Annotated in this window: 23 protein-coding genes and 1 pseudogene; 11 read left to right on the forward strand and 13 right to left on the reverse strand. The window is 73.4% G+C overall.

Features of this window, described 5'->3' with window-relative positions; genetic code table 11:
* Nucleotides 1–202: 202 nt before the first annotated feature.
* Nucleotides 203–967, forward strand: a complete 765-nt coding sequence (cobF, locus tag ACI1MP_RS02595; protein ID WP_404867588.1) for a precorrin-6A synthase (deacetylating) — start codon at nt 203–205, stop codon at nt 965–967.
* 51 nt (nt 968–1,018) lie between these two features.
* Here the strand turns inward: cobF and ACI1MP_RS02600 are convergent, their stop codons facing one another.
* Nucleotides 1,019–1,315: an alkyl sulfatase C-terminal domain-containing protein gene (locus tag ACI1MP_RS02600; protein WP_404870758.1), complete on the reverse strand. Its 297-nt coding sequence runs from the start codon at nt 1,313–1,315 to the stop codon at nt 1,019–1,021.
* On the opposite strand from ACI1MP_RS02600, the pseudogene ACI1MP_RS02605 reads away from it, so the two are divergent.
* Nucleotides 1,266–1,463 (forward strand): annotated as a pseudogene (locus ACI1MP_RS02605) (hypothetical protein); the annotation flags it as partial. The gene ACI1MP_RS02600 and the pseudogene ACI1MP_RS02605 sit on opposite strands and share 50 nt — an antisense overlap.
* Before the next feature lie 71 nt (nt 1,464–1,534).
* Here the strand turns inward: ACI1MP_RS02605 and ACI1MP_RS02610 are convergent.
* Nucleotides 1,535–2,173 (reverse strand): CAP family protein, encoded by a 639-nt coding sequence (locus tag ACI1MP_RS02610; RefSeq protein WP_404867589.1) that lies wholly within the window; start codon nt 2,171–2,173, stop codon nt 1,535–1,537.
* 128 nt (nt 2,174–2,301) lie between these two features.
* On the reverse strand, nt 2,302–2,664 hold the full coding sequence (locus ACI1MP_RS02615) for an HIT domain-containing protein (RefSeq protein ID WP_404867590.1): 363 nt from the start codon (nt 2,662–2,664) through the stop codon (nt 2,302–2,304).
* A 169-nt stretch (nt 2,665–2,833) separates the two neighbouring features.
* On the opposite strand from ACI1MP_RS02615, the gene ACI1MP_RS02620 reads away from it, so the two are divergent.
* Nucleotides 2,834–3,091, forward strand: coding sequence for a hypothetical protein (locus ACI1MP_RS02620; protein ID WP_404867591.1), 258 nt, complete (start codon nt 2,834–2,836; stop codon nt 3,089–3,091).
* Nucleotides 3,092–3,133: 42 nt separating this feature from the next.
* Here ACI1MP_RS02620 and ACI1MP_RS02625 read toward each other — a convergent pair whose 3' ends face one another.
* The 3 genes from ACI1MP_RS02625 to ACI1MP_RS02635 all read right to left on the reverse strand — a co-directional run bounded on the left by ACI1MP_RS02625 (nt 3,134) and on the right by ACI1MP_RS02635 (nt 6,428).
* Nucleotides 3,134–4,393 (reverse strand): alpha/beta hydrolase family protein, encoded by a 1,260-nt coding sequence (locus tag ACI1MP_RS02625; RefSeq protein ID WP_404867592.1) that lies wholly within the window; start codon nt 4,391–4,393, stop codon nt 3,134–3,136.
* A gap of 143 nt (nt 4,394–4,536) precedes the next feature.
* On the reverse strand, nt 4,537–5,217 hold the full coding sequence (locus tag ACI1MP_RS02630) for a response regulator (protein WP_404867593.1): 681 nt from the start codon (nt 5,215–5,217) through the stop codon (nt 4,537–4,539).
* A complete protein-coding gene (locus ACI1MP_RS02635; protein WP_404867594.1) occupies nt 5,214–6,428 on the reverse strand; it encodes a sensor histidine kinase in 1,215 nt (404 codons plus the stop codon). Before ACI1MP_RS02635 ends, ACI1MP_RS02630 begins: the two co-directional genes overlap by 4 nt.
* 164 nt (nt 6,429–6,592) lie before the next feature.
* On the opposite strand from ACI1MP_RS02635, the gene ACI1MP_RS02640 reads away from it, so the two are divergent.
* The 3 genes from ACI1MP_RS02640 (at nt 6,593) to ACI1MP_RS02650 (ending at nt 9,237) form a co-directional block, all read left to right on the forward strand.
* The gene (locus ACI1MP_RS02640; protein WP_380331531.1) at nt 6,593–7,519 is read left to right on the forward strand and encodes an ABC transporter ATP-binding protein; all 927 of its coding nucleotides are present in this window, start codon (nt 6,593–6,595) and stop codon (nt 7,517–7,519) included.
* On the forward strand, nt 7,516–8,289 hold the full coding sequence (locus ACI1MP_RS02645; protein ID WP_380331534.1) for an ABC transporter permease: 774 nt from the start codon (nt 7,516–7,518) through the stop codon (nt 8,287–8,289). The genes ACI1MP_RS02640 and ACI1MP_RS02645 overlap by 4 nt, the downstream gene beginning before the upstream one ends.
* A gap of 96 nt (nt 8,290–8,385) precedes the next feature.
* The gene (locus ACI1MP_RS02650) at nt 8,386–9,237 is read left to right on the forward strand and encodes an aldo/keto reductase (protein WP_404867595.1); all 852 of its coding nucleotides are present in this window, start codon (nt 8,386–8,388) and stop codon (nt 9,235–9,237) included.
* A gap of 172 nt (nt 9,238–9,409) precedes the next feature.
* On the opposite strand, the gene ACI1MP_RS02655 is transcribed toward ACI1MP_RS02650, so the two are convergent.
* Nucleotides 9,410–9,781 carry a hypothetical protein gene (locus ACI1MP_RS02655; RefSeq protein ID WP_404867596.1) on the reverse strand — a complete coding sequence of 124 codons (372 nt, stop codon included), beginning with the start codon at nt 9,779–9,781 and terminating at the stop codon, nt 9,410–9,412.
* A 139-nt stretch (nt 9,782–9,920) separates the two neighbouring features.
* On the reverse strand, nt 9,921–10,160 hold the full coding sequence (locus tag ACI1MP_RS02660; protein ID WP_380331543.1) for a ribosomal protein L7/L12: 240 nt from the start codon (nt 10,158–10,160) through the stop codon (nt 9,921–9,923).
* Nucleotides 10,161–10,356: 196 nt separating this feature from the next.
* Here ACI1MP_RS02660 and ACI1MP_RS02665 point away from each other — a divergent pair, with 196 nt between their 5' ends.
* The 3 genes from ACI1MP_RS02665 to ACI1MP_RS02675 all read left to right on the forward strand — a co-directional run bounded on the left by ACI1MP_RS02665 (nt 10,357) and on the right by ACI1MP_RS02675 (nt 14,089).
* A complete protein-coding gene (locus ACI1MP_RS02665; RefSeq protein WP_404867597.1) occupies nt 10,357–11,226 on the forward strand; it encodes a S1 family peptidase in 870 nt (289 codons plus the stop codon).
* Nucleotides 11,227–11,606: 380 nt separating this feature from the next.
* Nucleotides 11,607–13,208, forward strand: a complete 1,602-nt coding sequence (locus ACI1MP_RS02670; RefSeq protein ID WP_380331549.1) for a M4 family metallopeptidase — start codon at nt 11,607–11,609, stop codon at nt 13,206–13,208.
* Nucleotides 13,209–13,333: 125 nt separating this feature from the next.
* Nucleotides 13,334–14,089: an alpha/beta fold hydrolase gene (locus ACI1MP_RS02675; RefSeq protein ID WP_404867598.1), complete on the forward strand. Its 756-nt coding sequence runs from the start codon at nt 13,334–13,336 to the stop codon at nt 14,087–14,089.
* Between the two features lie 51 nt (nt 14,090–14,140).
* Here ACI1MP_RS02675 and ACI1MP_RS02680 read toward each other — a convergent pair whose 3' ends face one another.
* Nucleotides 14,141–14,506, reverse strand: coding sequence for a hypothetical protein (locus ACI1MP_RS02680; RefSeq protein ID WP_404867599.1), 366 nt, complete (start codon nt 14,504–14,506; stop codon nt 14,141–14,143).
* A gap of 395 nt (nt 14,507–14,901) precedes the next feature.
* On the opposite strand from ACI1MP_RS02680, the gene ACI1MP_RS02685 reads away from it, so the two are divergent.
* Nucleotides 14,902–16,209 carry a response regulator gene (locus ACI1MP_RS02685; protein WP_404867600.1) on the forward strand — a complete coding sequence of 436 codons (1,308 nt, stop codon included), beginning with the start codon at nt 14,902–14,904 and terminating at the stop codon, nt 16,207–16,209.
* Here ACI1MP_RS02685 and ACI1MP_RS02690 read toward each other — a convergent pair.
* Both ACI1MP_RS02690 and ACI1MP_RS02695 read right to left on the reverse strand, forming a co-directional pair.
* Nucleotides 16,198–17,568, reverse strand: coding sequence for a carotenoid oxygenase family protein (locus ACI1MP_RS02690; RefSeq protein WP_404867601.1), 1,371 nt, complete (start codon nt 17,566–17,568; stop codon nt 16,198–16,200). The genes ACI1MP_RS02685 and ACI1MP_RS02690 overlap by 12 nt on opposite strands.
* A complete protein-coding gene (locus ACI1MP_RS02695; protein ID WP_380331564.1) occupies nt 17,565–18,218 on the reverse strand; it encodes a TetR/AcrR family transcriptional regulator in 654 nt (217 codons plus the stop codon). Before ACI1MP_RS02695 ends, ACI1MP_RS02690 begins: the two co-directional genes overlap by 4 nt.
* Nucleotides 18,219–18,395: 177 nt before the next feature.
* On the opposite strand from ACI1MP_RS02695, the gene ACI1MP_RS02700 reads away from it, so the two are divergent.
* A complete protein-coding gene (locus ACI1MP_RS02700) occupies nt 18,396–19,463 on the forward strand; it encodes a hypothetical protein (RefSeq protein ID WP_404867602.1) in 1,068 nt (355 codons plus the stop codon).
* Between the two features lie 88 nt (nt 19,464–19,551).
* Here ACI1MP_RS02700 and ACI1MP_RS02705 read toward each other — a convergent pair whose 3' ends face one another.
* Both ACI1MP_RS02705 and ACI1MP_RS02710 read right to left on the reverse strand, forming a co-directional pair.
* Nucleotides 19,552–21,138, reverse strand: a complete 1,587-nt coding sequence (locus tag ACI1MP_RS02705) for a multicopper oxidase family protein (RefSeq protein WP_404867603.1) — start codon at nt 21,136–21,138, stop codon at nt 19,552–19,554.
* Nucleotides 21,131–21,556 carry a hypothetical protein gene (locus tag ACI1MP_RS02710; RefSeq protein WP_404867604.1) on the reverse strand — a complete coding sequence of 142 codons (426 nt, stop codon included), beginning with the start codon at nt 21,554–21,556 and terminating at the stop codon, nt 21,131–21,133. The genes ACI1MP_RS02705 and ACI1MP_RS02710 overlap by 8 nt, the downstream gene beginning before the upstream one ends.

Here is a 21,556-nt window from a genome sequence, read left to right on the forward strand (position 1 = left end):
CGGCGTCAGGGCTGCTCGGTGCGGCATCACCGGGTACGTGCCGCAGGCCCGCGGGTCGGGCCGGACAGCGGTGATCGCGAAGCCTGGCGGGATCGTCGCCCGCCCCTGCACCGCCGTGATCCACCGGGCCGACCGCGCCTCGGTCCGCGCAGCGTGCCGCCCACCTGCGGGTCCGCGCGGGCGACCAGGCAGAATCGGCGTCATGCGTACCCTTCTCGTCATCGGCATCGGCGCGGGCGATCCCGACCACCTCACTCTGGAGGCGGTCAAGGCGATCGGCCGCACGGATGCGTTCCTGCTGCTGGACAAGCCCGAGGAGCGCCAGGACCTGATCCGGCTGCGGCGACAGATGATCGCCGAGCACGGGCGGCCCGGGCACCGGGTGGTGGAACTGATCGACCCCGCGCGGGACCGCGCCACGGCGGCGTACAAGGAGGCCGTCGAGGAGTGGCGGGAGCGGCGGGCCGACCTGGTCGAGCAGGCGGTGGTCGAGGAGTTGGCGGACGAGCAGACCGGCGCGCTGCTGGTCTGGGGCGACCCGGCGCTGTACGACAGTGTGATCGCCGTCCTGGACCGGATCCTGGCTCGCGGGCGCACCGAGTTCGAGTACACCGTCGTCCCCGGCATCAGCAGCATCTCGGTGCTGGCGGCCCGTCACCGCACCACCCTCACCCGCACCGCCCGCCCCGTGCGGATCACCACCGGCCGGCGCCTCGCCGCCGAGGGCTTCGGCCCGGGGTCGGAGGACGCGGTGGTGATGCTGGACGGGCAGGCGGCGTTCACCAAGATCGACCCGGCGGGCGTGCACATCCACTACGGCGCGTACCTGGGCACCGAGGACGAGATCCTGGCCGCCGGCCCGCTCGCCGAACAGGCCGACCGCATCGCCGAGTTGCGCGAGCAGGCGCGCGAGCGCAAGGGCTGGATCATGGACAGCTACCTGCTGCGCCGCACCGACTCCGAATAGAGCCGTCGAGCGGCCGCCGTGACGGGCGGCGTCGGATCGCGACGCCGTCCGTCACGCGGCAGGGCCCTCTCGCAGCGGCGACGCCTTCCCCCGTCGGCGCGCGTGGAGCCGCACCCGTGGCGGGGGCGGGTCGAAGCAGACCAGGAAGCTCGCGAGGACCTCGGGCTCACCCGTGACCTCGACCGTGTCGTCCTTCCTGTCCCGAGCAGTGCTCCCGGCGCTCAGTTCGAGGAACCGGTCCGTCGGGAGTCGCAGCGTCGCCTCGGGGTCGTCCCTGGTTCTGTCGGCCAGGAGCACGCTGTGGCGAAGCTCCGGCCGGACGCGTTCGCCGGTCTCGCCGAGCACCACGTCGACGACGAGCCGCCGACTCCCGGCCCGGCCCGGCCCGGCCCGGTGCGACATTGCAGCGGAGGAGCGGTGCGACGCCGAATTCGGCGACATCCTGTGCGCCATCGAGGAGTTGGACGCGGACGTGATCTCCCTGGAGGCGGCCCGCTCGCACCTGCAGGTCACCCACGAGCCGGCCGGCGCCGGCTGGTCCGCCGGGGTCGGCCCCCCCGGCGTGCCCTACGGCCGGGGTGGCAGGACGTTGTCCCGGTACGCCTTGGTCGGGTTCTGCGGGTCCGTCGTCAGGTTCCCGCGCGGCGTGAAATCGCACACGATGTATGTGTCGGACCAGAAGAAGCCCTCGCTGTCCGGGCCTCCGTCGCGGAGACCGCCGACCCGGGCGCAGCCCAGCTTCGTGGTGGACTTCCACACCAGCTGGGTGAAGCTGCCGGTCTCGCGGGAGAAGCCGGGCTTGTTGTAGTCGTAGTGCGCGCTGCCCTCGTACCAGGCGTCCACCGCGTCCCGGCAGGTGTCCGGGGTGTACGTGCCCTCGCCCGCGGTCGAGCTCCAGCTCAGCGTCTCGCCGTACCCGCGCGCCAGGCCGTCGTGGTTGAAGCTGTTCGGCCGGGAGACCTGCTGCGCCCGGGACTTGGCGTAGTCCACGACCGCCGGGTCGACGGTGAGCGGCGGCGCCTGGTGCTTGGCGCGGTAGGCGTTGACGGCGGCCAGGCAGTCGCGCTGGAACTCGCCGTCCGTCCGGTCCGTGAACGCCCGCCGGCCCGCCGACCCGTCCGCCGCCGCGGGCGGCATCGCCGTCATCATGGCCAGGGCCGCCGCCCCCGCGGCCACGGCCGCCCTGCGAATCCGAAGTGCAGTCAAGGTGGTTGTGCTCCTTCTCGCGCTGATCCTGCCACCCTGCTCAACGCCCACCGCCCCATCCAGGGCACGGGCCGCCTCCCGCCCAACAGCCCGAGCTGCCCGGACACTGCCGCTGGAACCCTTTCGGCTCAGACCCGCCCCTCGGGCTGCTCGCCCCTGAACAGCACGTGCCAGTGCTGGTGCTTGCTGTCCTGGTACTCGCCCAGGTTGGTGACGATGCAGCAGGCGCCGTGCTCCCCCCGGACCTTCGCCGCCACCGAGCGGACGACCCGCATGACCTTCATCAGCAGTTCCTCTCCGCCCTCGCCGAGGTCCTCCAGGGACGGGGTGTGCAGTTTGGGAACCACCACGATGTGCACCGGGTACGACGGCCGGGTGTGCTCGAAGGCAAGCACTTCGTCCGTCTCCTCGACCACCGTGATCGGAGTGTTCCCGGACAAGGCCTCCTGGCAGTAGAAGTCCGACACCTGCTCGGTCCTGGCAGTGGTCATGCCGATCACCCATCCCCTCGACTGCGGTGCCGAGCCTCGCCGGAGGCCGTCCCGACCGACGCGGCATTCCCGTGGACACCGTCCTACGGGGAGCGGCTCGGGGCAATGCCGGGACCTCGCGGGCCGCTGCCTCGTTGATGGCGGCGGTTGGCCGGGACCCTGGTGGGCGGTGCGGTGCGGAGGGTGCGGGCGGCGGCCGGCGGGAAGTCGCGGGAGACCGTCCGTCGCCCCGTTCGGCATCGAGGTCACCCTGGTCGAGCCGAGCGCCGCCGCCACCGTGCTGCCGGAGGTCGTCGACGGCGAACAGCCGCCGCTGCGCGTGCTGTTCGGCGCCGCGCCCACCCACCTCGTCAAGCAGGTCTGCGCCGAGCGGCTGCGGACCTGGGCGAACCGGGAGCGGGTATCCGTCGCCGCCGACGGCGAGTGACTCGCGCACCTGCCGTACCCCGCCGCCGAGTTCGAGCAGCGGTCAGCGGGTGAAGGCGATCTCCGGGTAGCACGGCGACGGACCGTCGAACAGGCCGGTGCGACGGTGGCGCAGCTGGAGGTCGAAGAAGCCGAGCAGGTAGGCGCGTTGGGCGGCGACGGCGTGCGGGCCGTCGCCGGTGCCGAGGAAGTGGTCGAGCTGCTCCGCGGACCAGCCGATCACGGGTTCGCCCTGCGGGATGAGCAGTTCGAGGTCGGAGTAGGACAGGTGGCCGGAGTCCTTGAGGTTCAACTGCCTGCGCCAGCCGGTGAGTTCGGGCCACAATGCGTCCCACATGGCATCACGGGCGGGGCTGTCCCAGCCGGAGCTCATCAGCAGCAGCGGCTTGGCCAGGCCGTCGCCGGCCACCGTGCCGAAAACCGGCCCGTCGAGGGTGGCGCCGGCCCGGATGCGCGCGTCGTCGTGCAGGGCCTGAAGGGTGGTGGCGCCGCCCATGGAGTGGCCGAACATGCCGACGGAGGTGAGGTCCAGGGCGGCGCCGAGTCCGCGCGGCACGGGCCGGTGTTCGGCGTCGGGGTCGGCGCCGGCCGCGAGCGCGGTGAGCCGGTCCAGGACGAAGCGGGTGTCGGCGGTGCGGACGGCGACGATCTCGGCGTCGCTCATCGCGTGCACGGCTGCGGTGTTGCGGACCTCGACCCGGCCGTCGGGGAACTCGACCTCGCCGGCGTCGAAGGTGTGGTCGATGGTGGCCACGATGTAGCCGTGGCTTGCCAGTTCCTCGACCAGCGCGGTGTCGAACGAGCGGTCCCCGCGCGACCCGTGCGAGTACAGGATCACCGGGTGGCGGGCGGCGAGGTCGGCGGGCGCGTCTTCATGGCCGTGGGTGACCGGCCAGGCGAGCCGGCCGGTCGGGATGCCGAAGTAGTCGGACTCCAGGTGCGCCTGCTCGGCGGGGCTCATCCAGGGGGCTGCCGGGTGACCGGCGGTGCTGGTCGCGGGATACCAGAGCTGGATCTTCAACTCGCGGGACCGGGGCGTCGGCGCCCAGGGGTCGGAACGAGTCTCGTCGACCAGGTGCATCGTGGTGGTGCCGACGAGGTGCCGCCCGGTGGGTGCGGGCAGGGTCAGGCGCAGCGGCCCGGCCTCGGCGGTGACGGTCACGGCGGTCGAGGCGGTCGCGGCGGTCGAGGCGGTCGAGGTCGCGGCGGTCGAGGTCGCGGCAGTCGCGGCGTCGGGGACGGTGGCGGCCAGGACGCCGAAGGCGAGCACGGCCAGCAGGCTTCGTCGATGATGCATCGTCATGTTCGTTCAGCTCCAAGGAAGTTGTGGTGGCGGAGGTTCCACCGTGCCCGAGCTGCGGACGCCGACGCGTCGGCCCGCGGTCAGATGTCCGGAGCGCGGCTACGACCGCGGGCATGTACCCGTGGCGGGAGACCGCCGCGACGTCAGCCGACCAGCCCGGCGCGGTGCGCCAGGATCACCAGGTGCACCCGGTCTCGGGCCGCCAACTTGGCCAGCAGGTGGCCGACATGGGTCTTGACGGTCCCGGTGGTGATGAACAGGCGCTCGGCGATCTCGCTGTTGGTCAGCCCCTGGCCGATCAGCGTCAGCACTTCCCGCTCGCGCTCGGTGATCGCCGCCAACTGCGCTGCGGTGTCCGGGTCTTCGTACATCGATGTGGCAGGCCGGGCCGCGAACTCGCGGATCAGGCGGCGGGTGATACTGGGTGCCAGCAGCGCGTCCCCGGCGGCGACCACCCGGATCGCGGCCAGCAGTTCCTCGGGCGGGGTGTCCTTCAGCAGGAACCCGCTCGCTCCGGCCCGCAGCGCCGTGTACACGTAGTCGTCGATGTCGTACGTGGTGAGAATCAGCACCTTCACCTCGCCTGCGGGCGAGTTCGACGCCCGGGGCGCGGCGATCAGTCGGGTCGCCGCCAGCCCGTCCGTCCCGGGCATCCGGATGTCCATCAGCACCACGTCGGGCGCCGTCCGGCGGGCCAGTTCGACGGCCTCGGCGCCGGTCGCGGCCTCGCCGACCACCGTGAAGCCGTCCGCCGCGTCGACGATCCCGCGGAACCCGGCGCGCACCAGCGCCTGGTCGTCGGCGACCAGCACCCTGATCGTCACCGCTCGCCCCCGGTCGGGAGCAGCGCCCGTACCCGGAACCCTCGCGGGGTCCGCGGCCCGGCCTCCAGAGTGCCCCCGTACAGGCCGACCCGTTCGCGCATTCCGGCGAGGCCGTGCCCGTCGGCCGCCTCGACCTCGGCGGGCTGCGCGCCCCGGCCCCGGTCGCCGACCTCCAGCAGCAGCGCGTCCGGCCGGTACTCGATGCGCACCCGCGCCGTGTCGGTGGCCGCGTGCTTCACCACGTTGGTCAGTGCCTCCTGGACGATCCGGTACGCCGTCAGTTCCAGGGCCGGCGACAGCTCGCGGCGCGCGCCGGTGATCGTCAGGTCGACCCGGACGCCGGCGTCCGCGGCACCGGCGACCAGGCGGTCCAGGTCCGCCAGGGTCGGTGCGGGGAGCAGCGAGGCGGTGTCGGGCGGGCCGCCGTCGCGCAGGACGCCCAGCAGTCCGCGCATCTCCCGCAGCGCGTCCCGGCTGGTGCTCCGGATCGCGGCCAGGGCGGTCTTGGCGCCCTGCGGGTCGCGGTCGATGACGAACTGGCCATATCCGGCCTGGACGTTGACCACGCTCATCGAATGCGCGATCACGTCGTGCAGTTCCCGGGCCAGCCGGATCCGTTCGGCCGTCAGTTCGGCCCGGACGGCGTCGGCCTGGTGGCGGCGCAGGGCCGCGTCGTGGGCACGGTGGCGTCCGACGGCGGCGCCGAGCGCCCAGGCGGTGAGGTGGGCCAGTGCGGCGACCAGCCAGTTGTGCCACAGCTCGTAGGAGCCGAACCAGGTCAACTGGGTTGCGACGAGCGCCAGGCAGAGCGCGGCCAGGCCGTCGCGGATCGACCGGGTCGCGGCCGCCAGGAACACGACCGCGGCCCCGGTCAGGACGACCTGCAGCCCGACGATGTTGGCGATCATCAGCTCGCCGGCCGCGGCGACGATCGCCGCCCAGGCCGCCAGCACCAGCCCCACGGCGAGCGGCGTCCGCACCCGCCGCACGGCGAGTGCCGCGCCGAGCGCCACCACGCAGACCAGCACCACGGCCACCTGCCAGGTCGCCGGCTCGGGCAGCTCGCGCCCGTGCGGACGGTAGTCCGCCGCGTAGTTCAGCACCCGCTGCCAGGTTACCGCGCCGAGCACCAGCGCGAGCGCGGCGTCCAGCGCGATCCAGTGCGCGGTGCGCAGCCGCCCGGTCAGCGGCGGGCGCGGTTCCTGATTCATCGGCCCAGCGTAGTGACGCCGCCCGGCGCCGGTCATCCGTCCCGCGGTCTATGAGCGCGGTCGTAGGCGGCCGCCGACCGCTCCGGCCGCGGCCCGACGACGACGGCTGCGGACCGCGGGCACGCTGGGTCGCACCGCAGCAGTCGACACCCTGGAGCGTTCCCTTGATCGAGATCCGCGATCTCAGCCGCCGGTACGGACCGAGGACGGCGGTGGACGGTCTGACCTTCACCGTCGCACCCGGCCGGGTCACCGGCTTCCTCGGGCCCAACGGCGCCGGCAAGTCCACCACCCTGCGCATGATCCTGGGCCTCGAACGGCCCAGCGCAGGGCGGGCGTTGGTGCTGGGCCGGCCGTACCGGGAGCTGCCCGATCCGCTGCGGCGGGTCGGCGCGTTGCTGGACGCCGACGCCGCCCACCCCGGGCGCAGCGCCCGCAGCCACCTCGCGGCCGTCGCGGCGAGCAACCGGCTCCCGGCCCGACGGGTGACCGAGGTACTGGACGCGACCGGGCTGGCGTCCGCCGCGCGCCGGAGGGTCGGCAGCTTCTCGCTGGGCATGAAGCAGCGCCTGGGCATCGCCGCCGCGCTGCTCGGCGACCCCGAGGTGCTGCTGCTCGACGAGCCGGTCAACGGCCTGGACCCCGAGGGCATCCACTGGATCCGCACCCTGATGCGCGACCTGGCGGCCGAGGGGCGCACCGTGCTGGTCTCCTCGCACCTGATGAGCGAGATGGCGCTCACCGCCGACCACCTGATCGTGATCGGCCGCGGCCGGCTGATCACCGACACCCCGACGGCCGACTTCCTCGCGGCCGCCGCCCGCACCGACGTGCTGGTCCGCTGCTCCGCGCCCGAACGCCTGGCCCGCGTGCTGACCGAGGGCGGCGCCTCGGTCCGCCGCGAGGACGGGGGCGCGCTGGCGGTCACCGGCCTCGACCCGCGCACGATCGGCGAGCTCGCCGCGGGCGCCGGGATCGGCGTCCACGAACTCGCCCACCGTACCGCCTCGTTGGAGGAGGCCTTCATGGAGATCACCGGCACCGCGGTCGAGTTCGGCACCGCCACGACAGACCGGACCCGCACCCCGTGACCGCCCTCACCACCCGCGGAGCCCTCGCCTCCGAGTGGATCAAGCTCCGCACCGTCCGCTCCACCTACCTCACGCTGCTGCTCGCCGCCGCGACCGCTGTCCTGGTCGGCACCCTCGACGCGGCGTCCGCCGCCGACGCCTGGGACTCCTGGACGCCCGAGCGGCGCGCGACCTTCGATCCGGTCCGCTACGGCTTCAGCGGAGGCTTCTACCTCGCCGTCCTGGCCGTCGGCACCCTGGGCGTCCTCGCCGCCTCCGCCGAGTACGGCACCGGCCTGATCCGCACCACCTTCACCGCCACCCCGCGCCGCCGCCAGGTCTTCACCGCCAAGGTCCTCACCACCGGCCTCCTCGCCCTCGCCTGCGGCCAACTCCTCTCCTTCACCACCTACTTCCTCGGCCAGGCCCAACTGGCCGCCCACCACCTCGACGTCCCCCTCGGCGCCCCCGGCGTGCTCCGTGCCGTCCTGCAGACCGGCCTCTTCTTCGCCGTCCTCGCCCTGACCGGCCTCGCCCTCGGCTTCATCGTCCGCCGCCCGGCCGGCGCCGTCGCCCTCCTCTTCGGCCTGTTCTTCGTCCTCCCGCCCCTGCTCGGCACGATCAGCGACCGGGCCGCCCGGTGGACCCTCCAGACCGCCTTCGAATCCATGACCAGCACCGTCACCACCGCCAACCACGCCCCGTCCGCCACCGCCCTCCCCGCCTGCGCCCTCCACCTGGCCGTCCTCCTCGGCACGGCGGCACTCCTGGTCCGACGGCGCGACGTCTGACGCCCGGCGCAGCGGAAAACCGGTCGAGAACGCGACGGGCCGGCGTTGGAGTCGGCCGCCACCGCACCACTCCCTCACCCAGGAGCCGGTCTGCCCGTGGACACCTTCACCTTCGGCGGCGAACTGACCGTCCCCCGCCTCGGACTCGGCGCCATGCGCATGACCGGCCCCGGCATCCGGGGCCCGCCCGCTGACCGCGACGCGGCCGTCGCCGTCCTGCGCCGGGCCGTGGACCTCGGGGTGCGGCTCATCGACACCGCCGACGCGTACGGCCCGCACATCGGCGAGGAACTCGTCGCCGAGGCCCTCCACCCCTATCCGTCCGACCTGGTGATCTCCGCCAAAGGCGGCCTGACCCGACAGGGCCCCGACCGGTGGCACGCCGTCGGCCGTCCCGAATACCTGCGCCAGTGCGTCGAGATGAGCCTGCGTCGGCTCCGGCTCGACTGCCTCGACCTCTACCACCTGCACCGCATCGACCCGCTCGTCCCGCTGGAGGACCAGGTCGGCGCCCTCGCCGAACTGCGCACCGAAGGCAAGATCCGCCACATCGGGCTGTCCGAGGTCGACGTCGAGGAGATCGAACGAGCGCGGGCCGTCACCGACATCGCCGCCGTGCAGAACATCTTCAACCTCACCCGCCAGCGCTACCGGGACACGCTCGACCACTGCACCGAGGCCGGCATCGGGTTCATCCCGTTCTTCCCCCTCGGCGTCGGACGACTCGCCCGGCACGACGGCCCCCTCGCGACCACCGCCGCGACCCACCGCACCACCCCGGCCCAACTCGCCCTGGCCCGGCTCCTCCACCTCTCCCCCGCCGTCGTCCCGATCCCGGGCACCACCAGCGTCGACCACCTGACAACCAACCTCGCCTCGGCCGACCTGCCCCTGACCGACAGCGAGGTGTCGGCCCTCGGTCGTGCCTGGACCGACACCGGAGCCTGACCGCCGGGTTCAGCACCCGGGTGTGGCCAGGGCCTGGTCACCGCCGAGGAGTTCGAGGGGAAGCTGCGCACCGGTCGGGTGGCCGCCGGCTTCCCCGACAACAGCGATGCCTCCGCGCACGAGCCGGCGGACTGGAAGTCCAGCGGACCGAGGAGGACCGGGCCGCGGCCGTTCACGAGGGGGTACGGTGCCGGGCCACATACTCGTCGGTGAGGATGCTGCAGGTGCACCAGTCGCCCGCGCACGGGGCGCCGGCCTCGGCGCCGTAGGGGCCGAGGCCGGCCATCAGGCGGAGTACCTCGGCGCGTTCCGGCGCGGTGAGCGCAGGAAGCGGCCCACGGGGTGCCGATCGCCGGACGGCTTGGCTGTCCTCCAGGTCGCCGACGACCTCCGCGTCGACGAACAGGGTGAGGAGCGGATGCTCGGGAAAGTCGTTGAGCCGCAGGACCCACCAGTGCCCGTCGAGCCGGGCCGCGTAGGGGAAGACCCGTGTGCCGGTGTCGTGCCAGACCGCCTGCGGGGGCAGTGAGCGAAGCCATGTCATGGTCGGATCTCCGGAGTCGACGAATCGAGCATGAACTGTCCAGTGGGCCCTCCGAGGACAGCGGTCTCCCCTCCGCACGGTACGTGCTCCGCCCTGCGGCACGGATGGATCTGCCGGTCCACCCGGAGCAGTCGGGCGTCTACGGTCGCACTTCGGCCTCGGCTCCGGCTTCGAGGAGTTCGCGGACCGCGGCTTCGGCCGTCTCCTGCGTGACGTCTTCGAGGATGGTCACCGGGAGGCGGTCCAGGAGCAGTCTGCTGTCCCACAGGGCCAGCCCGGTCCATCGGCGCAGCACTTTCACGACCTCGATCGCATGCGGCCCGGAGTGGGTCAGCACCACGGCGTTGGGCACGTTGTCACAGATCAGCACGGCATACATGTCCGCCACAGCGACTCCTCGGTCCACGGGGCGGACAACAGCGTAGGCCACCGGCCGCCGACTCCGGCGGGGGGACAGCCCCACCGGTCACCGGCCGGTGGCCCCACTGTGGGAACACCTGCTGTCACCATCGCGCAGTGGATCATGGACAAAGCAGGCTGAACCCAGACGCATTCCCGAACGGAAGGTACTCTCCGTGTTCAACCTGAAGCCGTCCCGTCGCCGCGCGGCCCGTCTGGGCACCGCCGGCACTCTCGCTGCGCTCACCTGCACCACCGTCCTGGCCGGGAGCGCCGGGGCCATCGTCAACGGCGGTGCCGCGACCGAGAGTTACCCGTTCATGGCGGTGATCCCGATGGCGGCGCCGGACTACGGCCTGCTCGACGGCAGCTGCGGCGGCTCGCTGATCGACCGTCAGTGGGTGCTGACGGCGGCGCACTGCGTGACGGGCGGGGCCATCGAGCTGGACGGCACGGTGCGGATCGGCAGTGACCACCGGACGTCGGGCGGGACCGTCCGGCGGATCGACCGGACGTTCGTGCACCCGGGTTATCTGAACGGCGAGGGGGCGGGGCCCAACAAGGACGATCTCGCGTTGATCCGGCTCGACCGGCCGGTCGCCCAGCAGCCCGTCGGGATCGCGGGCGAGGCGGGGCGGCCGGGCACTGCGACCCGCCTGCTGGGCTTCGGCAGCACCGTGGACGGCCAGTTCGCCTTCTTGGAGCAGCTCCGGGAGCTGAGCACCCGGATCGGCGCAGTCTCCGAGTGCGCCCCGGGCTGGGCGAACTCGAACCGGCTCTGCACGATCAGCCGGAAGGCCAACGCCATGGCCTGCAACGGCGACTCCGGCGGCCCGCAGCTCCAGAAGGCCCGCAACGGTCGTTGGGAGCTGGTCGGCGTCACCTCGGGCCCCGGCGCCCCGGGCGTCCCGTGCTCGGGCGGGCCGGGCCTGTACACCAGCGCGCCCGCGTACGCGAAGTGGATCAAGCAGACCATGAAGGAGGCGGCCGGCCCCGGATCGGCGGCCGCGAGCGGCGACGTGAACGACAACGCCCGGTACCAGTAGGCGAGTTCAGAACTCCGATGGCGCAGCAGCACTAGCAGGCGGCGAGGGAGGCGGCAAGGGGACGGCCGCTGGCGGGATCCCGCCAGCGCGGCGAACGGGGCGATAGCGGGACATGACCGGCAGGCGGGCGACCTCCCCCGGTCCGGTGGCGGGAGTTGGCCAATATGCGGAGGGAACCTGTCACTTCACCCTACGCATTGTCATGCTACTGGCCAACTCCCGTCCCGTTCGGCGGCGCCGTCCCCCACGCACCCTGACGGGCCGTCGAGGTTCGCACGGGAGCAGCACGTCAGCGCCCGTACCGCCCCACGGCGCCAAGCCCGGCGCCCCGGTGCGCGGCGCGACCGCGCACCTGCGGTTTCGTGGAAGGGACCCCGCACGTGAAGCGAAAGCTGACAGCCGGAGCCGTACTCTCCGCCGCCGCCCTGCTGGCGGGCGTCGTCCAGGTGGGCGCCGCCCCCGCGCAGGCGGGTGTGCCGTCGGTGGGGCAGCAGCGCGACGCCCTGCTCTCGCTGGCCGGGGCCCAGGCCGCCCCGATCGCCGGGGCACTGGCGCTGGGCGGCCAGGAACGCCTGATCGTCAAGGACGCGGTGGTGGACGCCGACGGCGACCGTCATCTGCGCTACGAGCGGACCTTCGCGGGCCTGCCCGTCGTCGGCGGCGACCTGGTCGTGCACCAGCGGGCCGACGGTTCGATCACCTCCGTCGACCGGGCCTTCGCGGGGCGGTTGTCGCTGCCGAGCCTCGCCCCGAAGCTCTCCGCCGACCAGGCCGCCACGGGGGCGGCGGACGCCGTCCGGGGCACGCTGGGGACGGCCGACGGGGAGGGGGCGGCGCTCGCGCAGGTCGGTGCGGCCGGCGCGGCGCAGCTGGTGGTCTGGGCCGGCGGCGGCAGCCCGCGGCTGGCCTACCGGACGGTGGTGGAGGGCGTGCGCACCGACGGAGTGCCCAGCAGCCGGCGGCTGATCACGGACGCGGCCACCGGCGCGGTGCTGGCCGGTGACGACGGCATCCGGACCGCGACGGGCACCGGCACCGGCGTCCAGGTCGGCGCCGTCACCCTGACCACCACGCAGACCGGGGCGACCTACCAGCTGAAGGACGCCACCCGGGGCAACCAGTCCACCGTCGACGCGGGCAACAAGAACGCGCTGTTCACCAGCACCACCAACATCTGGGGCAACGGCCTCCCGTCCAACCGCCAGTCGGCCGCCGTGGACGCCCAGTTCGACGCGGCCGCGACCTGGGACTACTTCAAGAACACCTTCGGCCGGGTCGGCCTCAGGGGCAACGGCGTCGGCATCACCAGCCGGGTCCACTACGGCAGCAACCTCATGGACCTGTTCTGGGACGACACCTGCTTCTGCATCAGCTACGGCGACGGCCTGAGCGGCAGCAAGCCGATGACCGAGTTGGACGTGGCCGGCCACGAGATGGCCCACGGCGTCACCTCCGCCACCGCCGGGCTGGTGTACTCCGGCGAGGCGGGCGGTCTCGACGAGGCCACCTCGGACATCTTCGGGACCATGATCGAGTGGTACGCCGGCCTGCCGGCCGACCCGCCGGACTACCTGATCGCCGAGAAGCTCGACCTCGCGGGCAACGGCACCCCGGTGCGTTATATGGACCGGCCGTCCAGGGACGGTTACTCGAAGGACTTCTGGTACCCGGGCATCGGCGGCCTCGACCCGCACTACTCCTCGGGCGTCGCCAACCACTTCTTCTACCTGCTGTCCGAGGGCAGCGGCGCGAAGGTGGTCAACGGCGTGAGCTACAACAGCCCGACGGCGGACGGCTCGACGCTCGTCGGCATCGGCCGCGACAAGGCCGCCGCGATCTGGTACCGCGCGCTGACGGTCTACTTCACCTCCACCACCACCTACGCGAACGCCCGCTCCGCGACGCTCAGGGCGGCGCTCGACCTGTACGGCGCCCCTGAGTACAACGCGGTCGCCGCGGCCTGGAAGGCGGTCAACGTCTAGCGCGGCAGCGGCTGTCCGCCGCACCCAGACCGGCGGCAGCGGCTGTCCGCCGCGCCGAGACCGAGTGGGCGACCCGTCGTGAACTGCCCGTTCGGGCGGGCGGTTCACGGGGAACGACCGAGGGCATGACGATTCCTCACCTCTCGATCGGCGCCGGCGACCACCACGTCCTGGTCCTCCACGACTGGTTCGGCACCAGCGCCGGCTGGGGCCCGTTCCTCGACTACCTCGACGGGGACGCGTTCAGCTACGCCTTCCTCGACTACCGCGGCTACGGGCGGCGCAAGGACGTTCCCGGCGCGTACACGCTCGCCGAGATCGCCGCCGACGCGCTCGCCCTGGCCGACCAGCTCGGCTGGGACCGGTTCTCCCTGGTCGGCCACTCGATGGGCGGGAAGGCGGCCCAGCAGGTGCTCGCCGAGGCGCCGTCGCGGGTGCGGAAGCTGGTCGGCCTGGCCCCGGTGCCGGCGGGGGCGTACCCGCTGGACGAGGCGGGCGAGGCGCTGTTCTACGGCGCCGCCGAGGACCGGGGCAAGCGCCTGGCGATCCTCGACCTGGTCACCGGGCAGCGGGCCGGCCGGGTCTGGCTGGACCGCATGGTCGACCAGTCGCTGCGGCTGTCCGCCCCCGAGGCCTTCGGCGGCTACGTCCGCGACTGGGCGACGGCCGACCTGGAGAGCCGGATCACCGGCAACCCGGTGCCGGTCAAGGTGATCGTCGGCGAGCACGACCTGGCCCTCACCGCGGACGTGATGCGCGGCACCTTCCTCACCCACTACCCCAACGCCGAACTGGAGGAGCTGGGCGGCAGCGGCCACTACCCGATGTACGAGACCCCGGTCGCCCTCGCGGCGTCCCTGGAGGGCTTCCTCCGCGACTGACGCGCTGCCACCCGCACGGGAACCCGGCCCGGCTTCCCGTGCCCGGCAGGATCAGCCGGCGACGCGGTAACTGAGCGCCTGGTAGGGGAGGTTGGCCCAGTGCAGGCTGCCCAGCCCGTAGGCGAGGTCGCCGGTCCGGCCGGGCGCTCCGGTGCGGCAGTCGGCGTTGAAGTACACCGTGACGTTCGCCGTGGTGAAGTTGACGGCGGACTTCGCCGCGGCGGGCAGGTTGTGGCAGCCCGCGCCGGTGTCGACGGTGAACCGGGCGCCCGTCAGGTCGGCGTCCGCGGCGAAGTAGGCGACGGCCGAGTGCGGCAGGTCGACGGCGGCGGCGGGCTGGGCGAGCGCCGCGCCCAGCAGCAGGGCGGCCCCGGTGGCGACGGCGGCGGTGAGGCTCTTCTGACCGGGAACGGGCATGGCGGTCTCCTTGTCGGACGGGCGCGACGGCACGCGACTCATGTGGTTATATGTTCAACTACCTCTCAGCCATCCGCCAAGACCCCCCTCCCGCCGGCCCCAGCACCTGAACCGGCCGGACGTTCCCGAACGGCTCCTCTTTCACTCAACTGAGGGAACGTCAGATCGTGTGAACGCCAAAGCCGTTGCGGTTGAGCGGCCGTCCGGCGCGTCTGCGCGTTGCGGGGCGCGCAACACCCTCGCGATCCGGCATGCTGCTGTCCACCCCGGCGCAGCGGCGGCCGGGGTTGGCGCGACCGGACGGTGATGTCCGGCGGGTACGGGTGGAGGATTCGGGTGCGGCGTACATGGCGACCCGGCGGACCGATGAACGGCCGACGGGGGTGCGGAGCGTGATGGCAGGGCCTGTCCGGGACGGCGGGCTGCAGCCGCTGGACCGTGAACTGAACAGGGAGTGCCGGGAGTTCGCCGAGACACTGCGGGAGCTCTTCCTGGAGCTCGGAATCTCGGTGCGCCGGTACGCGACCCGCTGCTACCTCAATCCGGGCACGCTGTCCCGGTACCTGTCCGGGTCGCGGATCGCGCCCTGGCAGTTCGTCGAGGAGCTGCTGCACCACCTCGACGAGGACTGCGGGACCAGGCTCGACCCGTCGGCGCTGGACCGGCTGCGCCGCCGGCACCAGGCGGCGCTGCGCACGGCGGCGTCGATCGGCCGGGCGGTCCAGCAGTTGGAGGGCCAGCTGCAGGCGGCCGACCGGGAGGCCCGCCGGGCGGGCGCGCGCGAGGAGCAGCTCGACCAGGCGCTGGACGACACCCGGCAGACCATCGCCGACCTGGACGCCCGGCTGGTCCGCCTGGAGTCCCGCCCGCTGCTGCCCGCACCGCCGACGCCCGCGGACCGCGTCCCACCGCCGGGCCGCGCCGAGCCGTCGGGCTGCGACGGGCCGCCGGGCTGCGACGGGCCGCCCGCGCCGTCGGACGCCACCGCTCCCCCGGACCGCAGCACGCTGCTCGCGGAGCGCGACGCGCTGGCCCGCGAGGTGGACCGGCTGGCGGAGGAGCTGGCCCGGGCCCGGGACCGGGCGGCGTGCGCGGAGACCCGCTGCGACCTGTTCGAGCGTCAACTCGCCCTGGTGGAACAGCAGCAGGGCCTCGCGGACGTCCGGGCACCGGCCGTGCGCCCGCTGGAGGAGGGCCTGCCGCCGAAGGTGCTGCTGGTGGACGACCGGCCGGACAACCTGATGGTGCTGGAGGCCGTCCTCGGGCTGCACGGGCACCGGCTGGTGCGGGCCGAGTCCGGCCCGGACGCGCTGCGGGCGCTGCTGGAGCCGGACGACTTCGCGGTGATCCTGCTGGATGTGCAGATGCCGGGGATGGACGGCTACGAGACCGCCGCGCACATCAAGCGCCGGGCCCGTACCCGCGACATCCCGATCATCTTCGTCACCGCGATCGGCACCGACCCGGACCATTCGATGCGCGGCTACGCGGCGGGCGCGGTCGACTTCATCCCGAAGCCGGTCGACCCGTGGGCGCTGCGCGCCAAGGTCGCCGTCCACGTCGAGCTGCACCGCGAGCGCCGGCGCCACGCCACGCTGCCCGCGCCGACCCGGCACGTTCCCCCGCCCGCCCATGCGCACGCGGGCGCGGGCACGCCGGCGGGTACGAGGGTTCCGAAGGCCGGTGCCCCGTCAGCGCGCTGACGGTACGTCGGGCACCCAGTTGCCGTGCAGGCCGAGCGGGACCCGGACGGGCAGGTGGATGCGGGCGACGGGTTCGCCGGTGAAGTCCTGCGCGGCGAGGATCACCAGGTCGGCCGCGCCGCGTTCGGGGCTGTGGGCGTACGCCATCAGGTAGCCGTCGTCCTCGGCGGCGGGCGATTCGGCGGGGACGAAAACGCCCTCGCCGACCGCCCCGAACCGGCCGAACTCGTGGGCCTCGACGGTGCCGCGCAGCAGGTCGTGCTTGAGCAGCGCGCTGCTGAAGCCCTCGTTCGGGCGCGGGTCGTCGGGGCCGGTGGGTGCGGCGTACAGCTCGGCCGCGGCGGCGTACCCGTAGCGGTGCGGGCGGCCGACCCGGCGGGGGTCGACGCGCGGGAACTCCTGGGTGCGGTCGTCCAGCTGCTCCTCGCGGATCTTCCCGGCGGCCAGGTCGATCCGCCAGCGGTCCAGGGTGGGGCGGCTGCGGCCGAAGTCGCGGATGGCGAAGCCCTCGGGGTGGCGGACCACGTCGACGACCAGTTCGGCGCCGTCCTCGTAGGCGTTGAGGGTGTGGCCGACCAGGCAGGGGGCGACCTCGAACCAGCGCACCGGCCCGCCGCTGCGCGGCATGACGCCGACCCGCGCCTGGTGGGTGTCGTCCCAGCTGAACGGGACACCCGTGGGCAGGTGGGCGGGGCTGAACACGACGGGGGCGTCGAACAGCACGACGTGGTGCTCGGTCAGCGCGAAGTCGTGCATGTACGGGTTGCCGGGGGTGTGGATCAGCGTGGTGCGCCGGACGGCGCCGTACTGGTCCAGCACGATGTGCTGGACGTGGTCGGAGCCGTACCGGAACGCGAGCGAGTGCAGTTCCCGGGTGTGCGGGTCGAGGACGGAGTGCGCGTTGGCGCTGTAGCCCTCGGGGGTGGCGCCGAGGTCGCAGGGGCCCAGGGTGTCGAGTTCGTAGCCGAGTTCGTAGGGGCGGATGCCGCCCTCGATCAGCGCGAAGGTGCGGCCGGCCAGGCCGGCGACCTGGACGTTCGGGGCGAAGTCCAGCCGCGGGTCGACGGGGGTGCCGCGGCGCGGCTCGCCGAGGTGGTCGGCGACGGCGCCCGACCGCACCCAGCGGTTGCGGTACCACTCGGCGCGGCCGTCGCGGATCCGGACGCCGTGCACCATGCCGGGGCCGAGGGTCCAGATGTGCGCGGCGGGGTCCTCGATGCCCAGCGCGTTGGGGCCGTTACGCAGGTAGCGGCCGTTCAGGTGGGCCGGGATGCGGCCGGTGACGGGCAGGTCGTAGGCGGTGACCTCTTCGGCGACCGGGGCGAAGCTGCCCGTCAGGTAGCGGTTGGTCGTCGTCATTCCGGGCGTCCTTGTCCTCGTTCCGGTGCGTGTGCGGCTCGGTCCGGGTCGGCGAGGAACGCCTGTCCGACCGCCGCCATCAGGGCGTCGAAGCGGTGGGCGGCGCTCTCCGGCGGGAAGTGGCCGGCGAGTTCCAGGCTCACCGCACCGTGGGCCGCCGCCCAGAGCAGCTTGGAGATCTCGTGGGCGTCGCCGGGCGCGAACACGCCCGCGTCGATGCAGGCCCGGACGGCCGCCACCGAGGCGTCGAAGGCGTGGTCGGCGGCCGCCAGCGCCTCCGGTCCGGGCCGGTAGCCGGGAACGGCCTGCTCGAACATCACCCGGTAGTAGGCGGGTTCGGCGAGGGCGTGCGCCCGGTACGCGGCGCCGAGGTCGTTCAGTGCGGTCAACGGGTCGGCCGCCTGGGGCACTTGCTGCTGGGCGCGGCGCAGTCGGGCGAACCCCTCACGGTAGAGCGCGTCGGCCAGGCCCTCCTTCCCACCGAACATGGTGTACAGGACTTTGGTCGAGGCGCCGATGCCGGTGGCGATCCGACGCATCGTCAGTGCGGCGGGTCCCTCGGAGACCAGGAGGTCGATGGCGTGGTCGAGGATCGCGGTCCGCACGGCGCTCTGGCCGAGACGTTGCGCGTCCTGGTAGGGCGTGTTCACGGGTAACACCGTATCCCATGGGTAACGCCGTTACCCACACTTTCCGACAATCCGCCGCGGCGTCATCATCCCTTTCCCGCACGGAAGTTCGGGGTGGCGAACTACTCGTGACTTACCAGTAGGAAACTTTCCTTTCAACTAATCTCGTGGAGCCATCCTGCTCGAAGGGAATCCCTCATGACGACCGAGACCGCGCCCAGTACCGCACAGGAGGCCGACTGGCGGGAGGACTGCGAACGGGATTCGACGGAGCATCCGCCGGCGGCGGCCCGCCTGGTGGTGCTGGTGGTGGTCCTGGTCACGCTGCTCGGCGCCGCGCTCGGGTTCGCCCTGCACACCTGCCACCGCGACGGCTCGCACCGGGTGGTCCCGGCCGACGCCACCTTCACCCTGGACGAGCCCGGCCTGTACTACCGGGACGCTGCCTCCGGCCGGATCGCCCACCGCCCGCACGCCGACGGCGGGCCCGCGACGGTCGGCGGCCCGTCCTGCGAACGCTTCTACGCGGCGGGCGACCGGGCGCTGTGCCTGCGCGCCAGGCCCGGCCGACCCGCCTCCACCGAGGCAGTGGTCTACGACCGGCACTTCCACCGGCTCCAGAGCTTCGCCCTGCCCGGCCTGCCGAGCCGGGCCCGGGTCTCCCCGTCCGGGCAGGTGCTGTCCTGGACGACCCTCGCGGCCGGCAGCTCCTACGCCACGGCCGGCCTCTCCACCCGCACCTCGATCGTCGACCTGCGCACCGGGTACACGGTCCGGGCGATCGAGACCATCCCGCTGACCGTCGACGGCGCCCGCCCGCACTCCGCCGACGTCGCCTACTGGAGCGTCAGCTTCGCCGCCGACGACAACCGGTTCTACGCCACCGTCTCCACCGGCGGCCGCACCCACCTGGTCGAGGGCGACCTCCGGTCCTGGTCGGCGCACACCCTGCGGGAGGACGTCGACTGCCCGTCGCTCTCCCCCGACGGCACCCGGGTCGCCTTCATGAAACGCGTCTCCGTCGGCCCGGCCGACCCCTGGCGCCTCTACGTCCTCGACCTCGCCGACCTGCGCGAACACCCCGTCGCCGAGACCCGTGCCATGGACGACCAGGCCGCCTGGCTGGACGCCGGGACGCTCGGGTACGCCCTGCCCGCAGGACACGGCCACGCCGCCGACCTGTGGTCCGTCCCCGCCGACGGCACCGGCCGGCCCCACCTGCTGGCCGCCGGCGCCTCCTCCCCCGTCGCCCTCGACGCCCGCTGACCGGGCCCGCTCCGACGGCGCGACAGGTCGCGGCGGCACGACTCGTCCGGTGCCTCGGCGTCCTCGGACGCCTCGCCCCGGGGACGCCTCACCGCACCTCCAGGTTCGCCATCATCCCCATGTCCTCGTGCTCCGCGTTGTGGCAGTGGAACAGGTACCGGCCCCGGTAGCCGTCGAAGCGGGTGATGATCTCGGCCGCCTCGCCCGGCCGCAGCGAGACGGTGTCCTTCAGCCCCGCGTCGTGCGGCAGCGGCGCGCGGCCGCCCCGGCTCAGGATCCGGAAGCCCACCAGGTGCAGGTGGACGGGGTGGTGGACGTCCGCGATCAGCCGCCACACCTCCAGGTCGCCGAGCCGGACGCCGACGTCCGCCCGCGCCGGGTCGAACGGGCGCCCGCCGATCAGCCAGCCGTGGCCCTCGCCCATCCGTCCGGCCCGGAACGCGAACTCCCGTGTCCGGACGGCCTCTTCGCGCCGCCAAAGCGGCAGGTCGGTGGCCAGGGTGCGCGGCACCCGGGTGTCCTCCCGCTGCGCCCGCACCATCCGGAACGCCATCACCTCCCGGGTCCGCCCGCCGCCCAGCCGGTTCAGCAGCCGGACCGTCCCGCCGACCGGCACCGACCCGAAGTCGACCAGCAGGTCGTACCGTTCGGCCGGCGCGAGCGGCAGGCGGCGATGGGTCACGGGCGCGGCCAGCAGGCCCTGGTCGGCGCCGATCTGCACCAACTCCAGCGCCCGCCCGTCCTGGTCGACCGCCTCCAGTTCGTAGTGGCGGGCGTTGGACCCGTTGAGCACCCGCAGCCGGTGCCGCACCGCCGCCACCTCGTGCACCGGCCACGGCGCGCCGTTGACCAGGATCACGTCGCCCAGCACCCCGGCCGTGTAGGGCTCCTGGACGCCGGGCCGGTCCGGCAGTGACGGATAGGTCAGGCTCCCGTCGGAGGCGAACGCCCGGTCGGTGATCACGAGCGGCAACTCCCGATCACCGTCCGGGAGTTCGAGCGCCTGCTCACTGTCGTCCCGGATGATGTGCAGCCCGGCCAGGCCGCGCCAGATCGCGGGGGCGGTGTAGTCCATCCGGTGGTCGTGGTACCAGAGCATGGTGGCGCGCTGCTCGTTCGGGAAGGTGTACTCGCGCACGACGCGGCTCTGCACGGCGCGCGGGTCCGCCATCCCACCGCCGCCATGGCCGCGGTGGCCGCCGCCGTGCTCGGACCAACTCGCGGGCAGCACCAGGTCGGTGGGGTAGCCGTCCGACTCGGCGGGGGTGCGCCCACCGTGCAGGTGGACCACGGTGGGGACGGGCAGTTCGTTGCGGTGCGTCACCACGGTGGGCCGCCCGCGCCGGGCCTCGACGGTCGGGCCGGGGAAGCTGCCGCCGTACGTCCACACCGGGGTGCGCACGCCGGGCAGGATCTCGGCGACCGTCTCCCGCTGGGTGATCTCGTACCGGTCGACGCCCCCGACGGTGGAGACCGGCGCCAGCACCTGCGGTCGCGGCAGCGGTGCCTGGAACGCCGGCGGCAGCTCGATCGCGCTGCGCAGCAGCCTGCCCGTGCCGGCGGGCCGATGGGCGAGCGCTCCGGCCGAGGCCAGACTGCCGGCCGTCAGCAGTCCGAACGCGCCGCCGAGCGCGAGCACCTGCCGCCTGCTGACGAGAAGTCGGCGCTCACTCACCGTCCGCCTCCGATCCACGGCCGGGCAGCGGGGTGCGCAGCAGGCCGATGGTGAGGACGGTGAGCGCGACGATGGTGGCCACGCCGAGCGGGAGGTGCAGCCAGAGCGTGCCGTCGAGTCCGGCGAAGTACTGGACGGTCTCGGCGATCACCACCACCGCGGTGCCGGTCAGCGGCCAGCTGATCCGGCTGCGGAACCAGAGCACCATCGCGGCGATCAGCTGCAGGTAGCCGAGGCCGGTGACGGCGTTGGCCCCGGCCAGGTGCCACCCGAGGCCGTCGTAGGAGCCGCTGAGGTAGACGCCGGCGAACACCGGCTGCCCGTAGACGGCCACCGTGTGCACGGCCGCCAGCACGCGCAGCACCTGCCCGGCGGGGCCGCTTCGGCCGGTACGTTCGGGGACGGCTGACACAGCCAT

Source organism: Kitasatospora griseola, assembly GCF_044999035.1.
Classification (GTDB): Bacteria; Actinomycetota; Actinomycetes; order Streptomycetales; family Streptomycetaceae; genus Kitasatospora; species Kitasatospora griseola.

What these genes read in the sequence shown, in the direction of transcription:
- cobF (WP_404867588.1), top strand. Translation starts at nt 203, where the DNA reads ATGCGTACCCTTCTCGTCATCGGCATCGGCGCGGGCGATCCCGACCAC.
- ACI1MP_RS02685 (WP_404867600.1), top strand. Translation starts at nt 14,902, where the DNA reads ATGGCAGGGCCTGTCCGGGACGGCGGGCTGCAGCCGCTGGACCGTGAA.
- ACI1MP_RS02625 (WP_404867592.1), bottom strand. Translation starts at nt 4,393, where the DNA reads ATGACGATGCATCATCGACGAAGCCTGCTGGCCGTGCTCGCCTTCGGC.
- ACI1MP_RS02690 (WP_404867601.1), bottom strand. Translation starts at nt 17,568, where the DNA reads ATGACGACGACCAACCGCTACCTGACGGGCAGCTTCGCCCCGGTCGCC.
- ACI1MP_RS02655 (WP_404867596.1), bottom strand. Translation starts at nt 9,781, where the DNA reads ATGACATGGCTTCGCTCACTGCCCCCGCAGGCGGTCTGGCACGACACC.
- ACI1MP_RS02680 (WP_404867599.1), bottom strand. Translation starts at nt 14,506, where the DNA reads ATGCCCGTTCCCGGTCAGAAGAGCCTCACCGCCGCCGTCGCCACCGGG.
- ACI1MP_RS02710 (WP_404867604.1), bottom strand. Translation starts at nt 21,556, where the DNA reads ATGGCTGTGTCAGCCGTCCCCGAACGTACCGGCCGAAGCGGCCCCGCC.
- ACI1MP_RS02635 (WP_404867594.1), bottom strand. Translation starts at nt 6,428, where the DNA reads ATGAATCAGGAACCGCGCCCGCCGCTGACCGGGCGGCTGCGCACCGCG.
- ACI1MP_RS02700 (WP_404867602.1), top strand. Translation starts at nt 18,396, where the DNA reads ATGACGACCGAGACCGCGCCCAGTACCGCACAGGAGGCCGACTGGCGG.
- ACI1MP_RS02660 (WP_380331543.1), bottom strand. Translation starts at nt 10,160, where the DNA reads ATGTATGCCGTGCTGATCTGTGACAACGTGCCCAACGCCGTGGTGCTG.
- ACI1MP_RS02615 (WP_404867590.1), bottom strand. Translation starts at nt 2,664, where the DNA reads ATGACCACTGCCAGGACCGAGCAGGTGTCGGACTTCTACTGCCAGGAG.
- ACI1MP_RS02675 (WP_404867598.1), top strand. Translation starts at nt 13,334, where the DNA reads ATGACGATTCCTCACCTCTCGATCGGCGCCGGCGACCACCACGTCCTG.